This window comes from Vibrio sp. RE86, assembly GCF_013114545.1.
GTDB lineage: Bacteria > Pseudomonadota > Gammaproteobacteria > Enterobacterales > Vibrionaceae > Vibrio.
Genome location: NZ_VTXI01000040.1, coordinates 1 through 4,411 on the forward strand (window position 1 = coordinate 1; position 4,411 = coordinate 4,411).

Annotated in this window: 5 protein-coding genes; 3 read left to right on the top strand and 2 right to left on the bottom strand. The window is 37.0% G+C overall.

What is annotated here, in order from left to right; all coding sequences use genetic code 11:
* Positions 1-451: 451 nt before the first annotated feature.
* A complete protein-coding gene (locus tag F0231_RS20405; protein WP_171761512.1) occupies positions 452-862 on the bottom strand; it encodes a GIY-YIG nuclease family protein in 411 nt (136 codons plus the stop codon).
* Positions 859-1,521, bottom strand: a complete 663-nt coding sequence (locus tag F0231_RS20410; RefSeq protein WP_171761513.1) for a hypothetical protein — start codon at positions 1,519-1,521, stop codon at positions 859-861. The genes F0231_RS20405 and F0231_RS20410 overlap by 4 nt, the downstream gene beginning before the upstream one ends.
* A 246-nt stretch (positions 1,522-1,767) precedes the next feature.
* Here F0231_RS20410 and F0231_RS20415 point away from each other — a divergent pair, with 246 nt between their 5' ends.
* From F0231_RS20415 to F0231_RS20430, 3 genes are all read left to right on the top strand, one after another.
* Positions 1,768-2,976 carry a hypothetical protein gene (locus tag F0231_RS20415; RefSeq protein WP_171761514.1) on the top strand — a complete coding sequence of 403 codons (1,209 nt, stop codon included), beginning with the start codon at positions 1,768-1,770 and terminating at the stop codon, positions 2,974-2,976.
* A gap of 135 nt (positions 2,977-3,111) precedes the next feature.
* Positions 3,112-3,675, top strand: a complete 564-nt coding sequence (locus F0231_RS20420; RefSeq protein ID WP_171761515.1) for a hypothetical protein — start codon at positions 3,112-3,114, stop codon at positions 3,673-3,675.
* 140 nt (positions 3,676-3,815) lie between these two features.
* Positions 3,816-4,190 carry a hypothetical protein gene (locus F0231_RS20430; protein ID WP_171761516.1) on the top strand — a complete coding sequence of 125 codons (375 nt, stop codon included), beginning with the start codon at positions 3,816-3,818 and terminating at the stop codon, positions 4,188-4,190.
* Positions 4,191-4,411: the final 221 nt, after the last annotated feature.

Here is a 4,411-nt window from a genome sequence, read left to right on the forward strand (position 1 = left end):
GCTAATGTTGGTGTGTCTATCTCTAGTTTATCGCACTTGATTTTCTAGCTTGTTAGGTTCGTTAAAACAGTGCTTTGGTTGGTTAACGTTCGGATTTTCTGTCTCAGAGGCTGATTCGTTCGTTGAAAGTCTGCTCTGAAGCTTAGTCTTTCCAAAAGCTTTCATTGGCGTTTAAAGTCCGTCTTCTACGGCGCTGTAAATTCCAAGTGGTTTCAGAGGCAGTAGCTTTGAAACTGCGCCTGATTTGAGCTTATCAAATCAGGAAAGGGCAATGTTGGCAAAGTATCAATGAGCTTCAAGTTAAAGCGTTAGGGCAGGCAACTAACAAACAATTTAAGCAGATTCGCAACGCTCGGCATTTTGGGTTTGAATCGGCTTCAGTGTTTACGGCACAATGGTTTAGGTAGGTGGCAGCGTTGCTCACTACTTAATTGGGCGTTAGCTTAAAGTACTATCGAAACTTTTGATGTCGTTGAAGTAGGCTTTCTCTCCAGTCAATATATTCTTCCTGAGAATGAATGCTTGGTGAGGTGTTAAATAATTTGTACTGCATTTCTTTAAGTTCATCAAAATTTAATCGAATTAACTCTAAGTATGACTCATACTTTCGATTGTCCGAGTATTCTGCTAGCAATTCTTGTTCTACTCTAAATGGTTTCAAGAAATATTTATAGTAAACATAAAAAATGTCACTTTTTCGGTATTCAGACTTTAATTGATTAAGTCTATTATCAAGATTTGTTGTTATTCCTACTTTATAAGTCTCTCCTGGTTGAAAACAAGCTATATAAACATGCCCAATTACATCGTCGTATACATAAGTTCCTAACCGTTCATCAAATTCTCCATTTTTAAAAGTCATCGGTTACCTTTATTTTTGTCATCTACAATTTGGAAGTGTTTTTTAATCTGAGCATTAGTAAGAGTTGGGGCTAAGAATTTTCTTTGTTCTACTGAAAGAGACTTAAACCTGAATTGGCTAAATTCCGTGCGAAGATTGATACGGTATTGTTCAATAAAAAATGAAATTTTGTGGCGTTTGAAAAGAGAAATCATTTCACACAAGCTATCCGTATCGATACCTTTTCGCTCATTGATACATTGGGCAATCTCTTCTATGACCATTTTTTCTTTATCGTCACTTACCGCTCGATAGAGCTTCCTTAGTGGTTTTAGGCTAAGTTCTCTCTTATGTTTGTCCAAAGAGGATTTAAGAGCTTTTTCCCGAAGCGAGGTTTCAAGGATAGGTCTTTCATTCGAGTCAAAAATTTCAATACTAGAAAATTTTAATATGCAAGATGAACCAACGAGTAATTTATTATAATTTTCCTTGTTTTTAATCTCGTATTGGTATCTTAAATGTTCATTAAAACATAATTCACATGTCTGTTCTTTGCTCATATTGTCAATTACTTGACCAGAAAACCGCCATTCCTTACTAGCTATTGAAATGTCGTTACTCACACTAAGTGATAGTAGATTGTCGGTTACTTTTTTAGACCGAGTATTCTCAAGTGACATAAATTCAATCCATGTGAAATCATGTTAATATATTCAACTTACTTTGTAGCTTTTGATTTGGCAACTGCACAGCAGCAATATTTGAGGTATGGTTCAACAATTTAAGCTAACAAAGCATTTAAGACGGATTCCCAACGTTTGGCATTTTTGGTTTGCTTTAGCTTCGGTGTTTACGGCACTATTGTTTTAGTTCAGTGGTCTGCGTTGCTCACCACTTAATGCGGCGTTAGGGCTTTAGAGGATAATATGGGTATTTGTGCATTTTGTGATCTGGATAAAAAACTTACTAGGGAACATGTTTTTCCTGATTTTATAGAGAAAAAACGGGAAAAAGAGGGATTGTACTATAGTGCATCAACAAAGAAATATCTTTCGTCAGCTCCGGTTGTAAAAGATGTATGTGAAGAATGTAATAATGTGCACTTGAGTAACTTAGATAACTATGCTTCTAAATTATTTGATAAATTCTTTACAGAGGAATTAATCAAAGTAAAAAATATAAAATTTGAAAGAGAACTATTAGTTAGGTGGCTACTAAAAGTTCTTTATAATTCTGCAAGAAGTTTTAAATCAGTACCAAAATTATTTCATCCATATAAAAGATTTATGATTGGAAATGCAGAGTGCCCAAATCAGGTTTATTTATTTAGTTGCGTAATGAAAAGTGGTTGGGTAAATGGCGAAGAAGTAAAAGCGCGTGATATCAGGGTTTCTGATTTAAGGCTACCAGAAATGGAACTTGGTGTTCAGTTTTCGTTGTGCCATGCTGTTACTATTAATTCATATTCTATTATTCTAATTAGCTTTTTAGGCTCTCCTTCGGAAAAGGCTATAAATCGTACATTCAAATTTTTAAAACAAAAACTTGGCTGTGAGCTAGAAATAAAACATGGCGAATTAAGATTCAACCCTAATGTTTCTAAAATTGATCACGTAAGTCACAAAGGGCATCAGAGGATCAACAATCCTTGGTTATATCCAAATAAAGGTATCATTCAAATCGGAAAGCAGAAACTACAGCTAACGGGTTTTCCAGAGCATGATAGGTCTGGTGTAAGTGTAGTTGATAGTAAAATGCAAATAGTATCGCTTGGTATAGGTCAAAAAATATATCCACTTATCTGCAGTGAAAATGTCCCTCACGGGCTTGAAGAGTTTGCATCTCCAATTGAAGAAGCGATATTAACAAATAGTAGTTCATCTCGTGCTAGTGCGGAGATCGTGAGAAAAAGGAATAAAACTTATATAACGGTGCATGATTTATTGGAGCCAGACGAACCGTTTAGTTCAGTTAAGACAGGTACTGTACAATCTGAAGATAATTGGGCTATGTGGAAAGGGGCTATTGTGGATGAGCAGCGTCTATATATGTGTAAGGAATTAAATACCAAAAATCCTAATGAAACAGTTGTTTATGCAGTTGTTAAAGTGGAAAAGGTAATAGAACAGCCCTAACAAAGCGTTTAAGACAGATTCCCAACGCCTGGCATTTTTCATTCCATAGTTGGGTTTCGTGTTTACGGTGGTATGGTTATGTTTCGTGGTAGCGTTGCTCACTACTTAACGCGGCGTTATGTTTAAAGGATAAAAATGTCAGCTATCAACAGTGTGAGTCTCTTCTTCGCGATATATTTTGGTATTTCAATCATTGTATTCAGACTGCCATTTGATATGTCTGGTGCGTATTTTGACTTCATCGTTTATCGGTTTTTACCTGTTTGTACAGCTTGTTACTTGGCATTTGTAATCTTTGGGAAAGTGAATGGAAAAAGTGTATGGGCAGTTATGGCTCATAGACTTAGGCATAAAGCCGGTTTCAATCGATGGCAGGTGTTAATATTCTCTGGGCTTTTTGCATACCCGATTATCGCAATTCTTCTATTGCCATTTTTTCGCGTTTTATTAATTACTACGATTTTAACAGGGCAAGGCTATTGTCATGTCGGCAAACTCTCAAACGCTGCCGAGGGTAGGAGGGTTATGTTTGGTCTTAGTGATATCACGATTGAAGCCCCTCAGTCGAATCGTACTTTTTGGTACCCTACGAAAAAGCTGATGCGAGATAGCATTGATATAGGTAGCATGGTTGAAGCTTGTGGTAAGCAAGGTTGGCTTGGGTTTTACATTGAAAAGGTCTCTGTTCGTGGGAAATAAACATAACAAATTGTTCAAGAGTGATTCGGCACGCGTGGCATTTTTACTATGCGTCGGTTTTAGTGGTTAAGGTGTTATGCGGCGGCTTCGGTATTGCGTGCCTCACACCTTAACAAGGCGTTATAACTCAAGGGGAAATTGTGAAACTGAAGAATATCAAAGGTGTGGCTAAGAACTTCACCTTATCATTTTTTAGTGGCGAAAATTACATCGATGGTGGGTTTGTCCGTGATGATATCTTCAAACTAGCTAATCTTAAAGCGGGTGATTTAGTGAGAATTAGCTGGATTCCAACTAAAGACGAAGAGTTGTTTGAGCTAACGCCTAGAGTACGTAAGACGGTTCTCGCGTATCGCAAGTGGTTGCCTAAGTTGTGCGAATCTCACAGTTTACCTATTGAATGCTTCGAAGAATTTTATATATCGGCTTATCGTGCTGATAACCATCAGGTGTACGTCGAAGCGGTAGTTGTGGATCTAAATGGAAAAATCTATCAGCTGCCAATTTGGGTTTGAGTTATAACAAACTGTTCAAGAGTGATTCGCAACGCGTGGCATTTTTACTATGCGTTGGTTTTAGTGATTAAGGTGGTATGCGGCGGCTTAGGTATTGCGTTGCTCACACCTTAACAGGGCGTTAGGTTTTCGGAGTCATTAATGGAACCATTTTTACAAGTTTTATTTTGTATACTTGTGTTACTTTCAATTGGTTACGTAATTTATAAACTATGCACGAA

Bases quoted from the DNA above. Each gene is read 5' to 3' on its own strand.
- F0231_RS20405 (WP_171761512.1), bottom strand. From the start codon at position 862: ATGACTTTTAAAAATGGAGAATTTGATGAACGGTTAGGAACTTATGTA.
- F0231_RS20420 (WP_171761515.1), top strand. From the start codon at position 3,112: ATGTCAGCTATCAACAGTGTGAGTCTCTTCTTCGCGATATATTTTGGT.
- F0231_RS20410 (WP_171761513.1), bottom strand. From the start codon at position 1,521: ATGTCACTTGAGAATACTCGGTCTAAAAAAGTAACCGACAATCTACTA.
- F0231_RS20415 (WP_171761514.1), top strand. From the start codon at position 1,768: ATGGGTATTTGTGCATTTTGTGATCTGGATAAAAAACTTACTAGGGAA.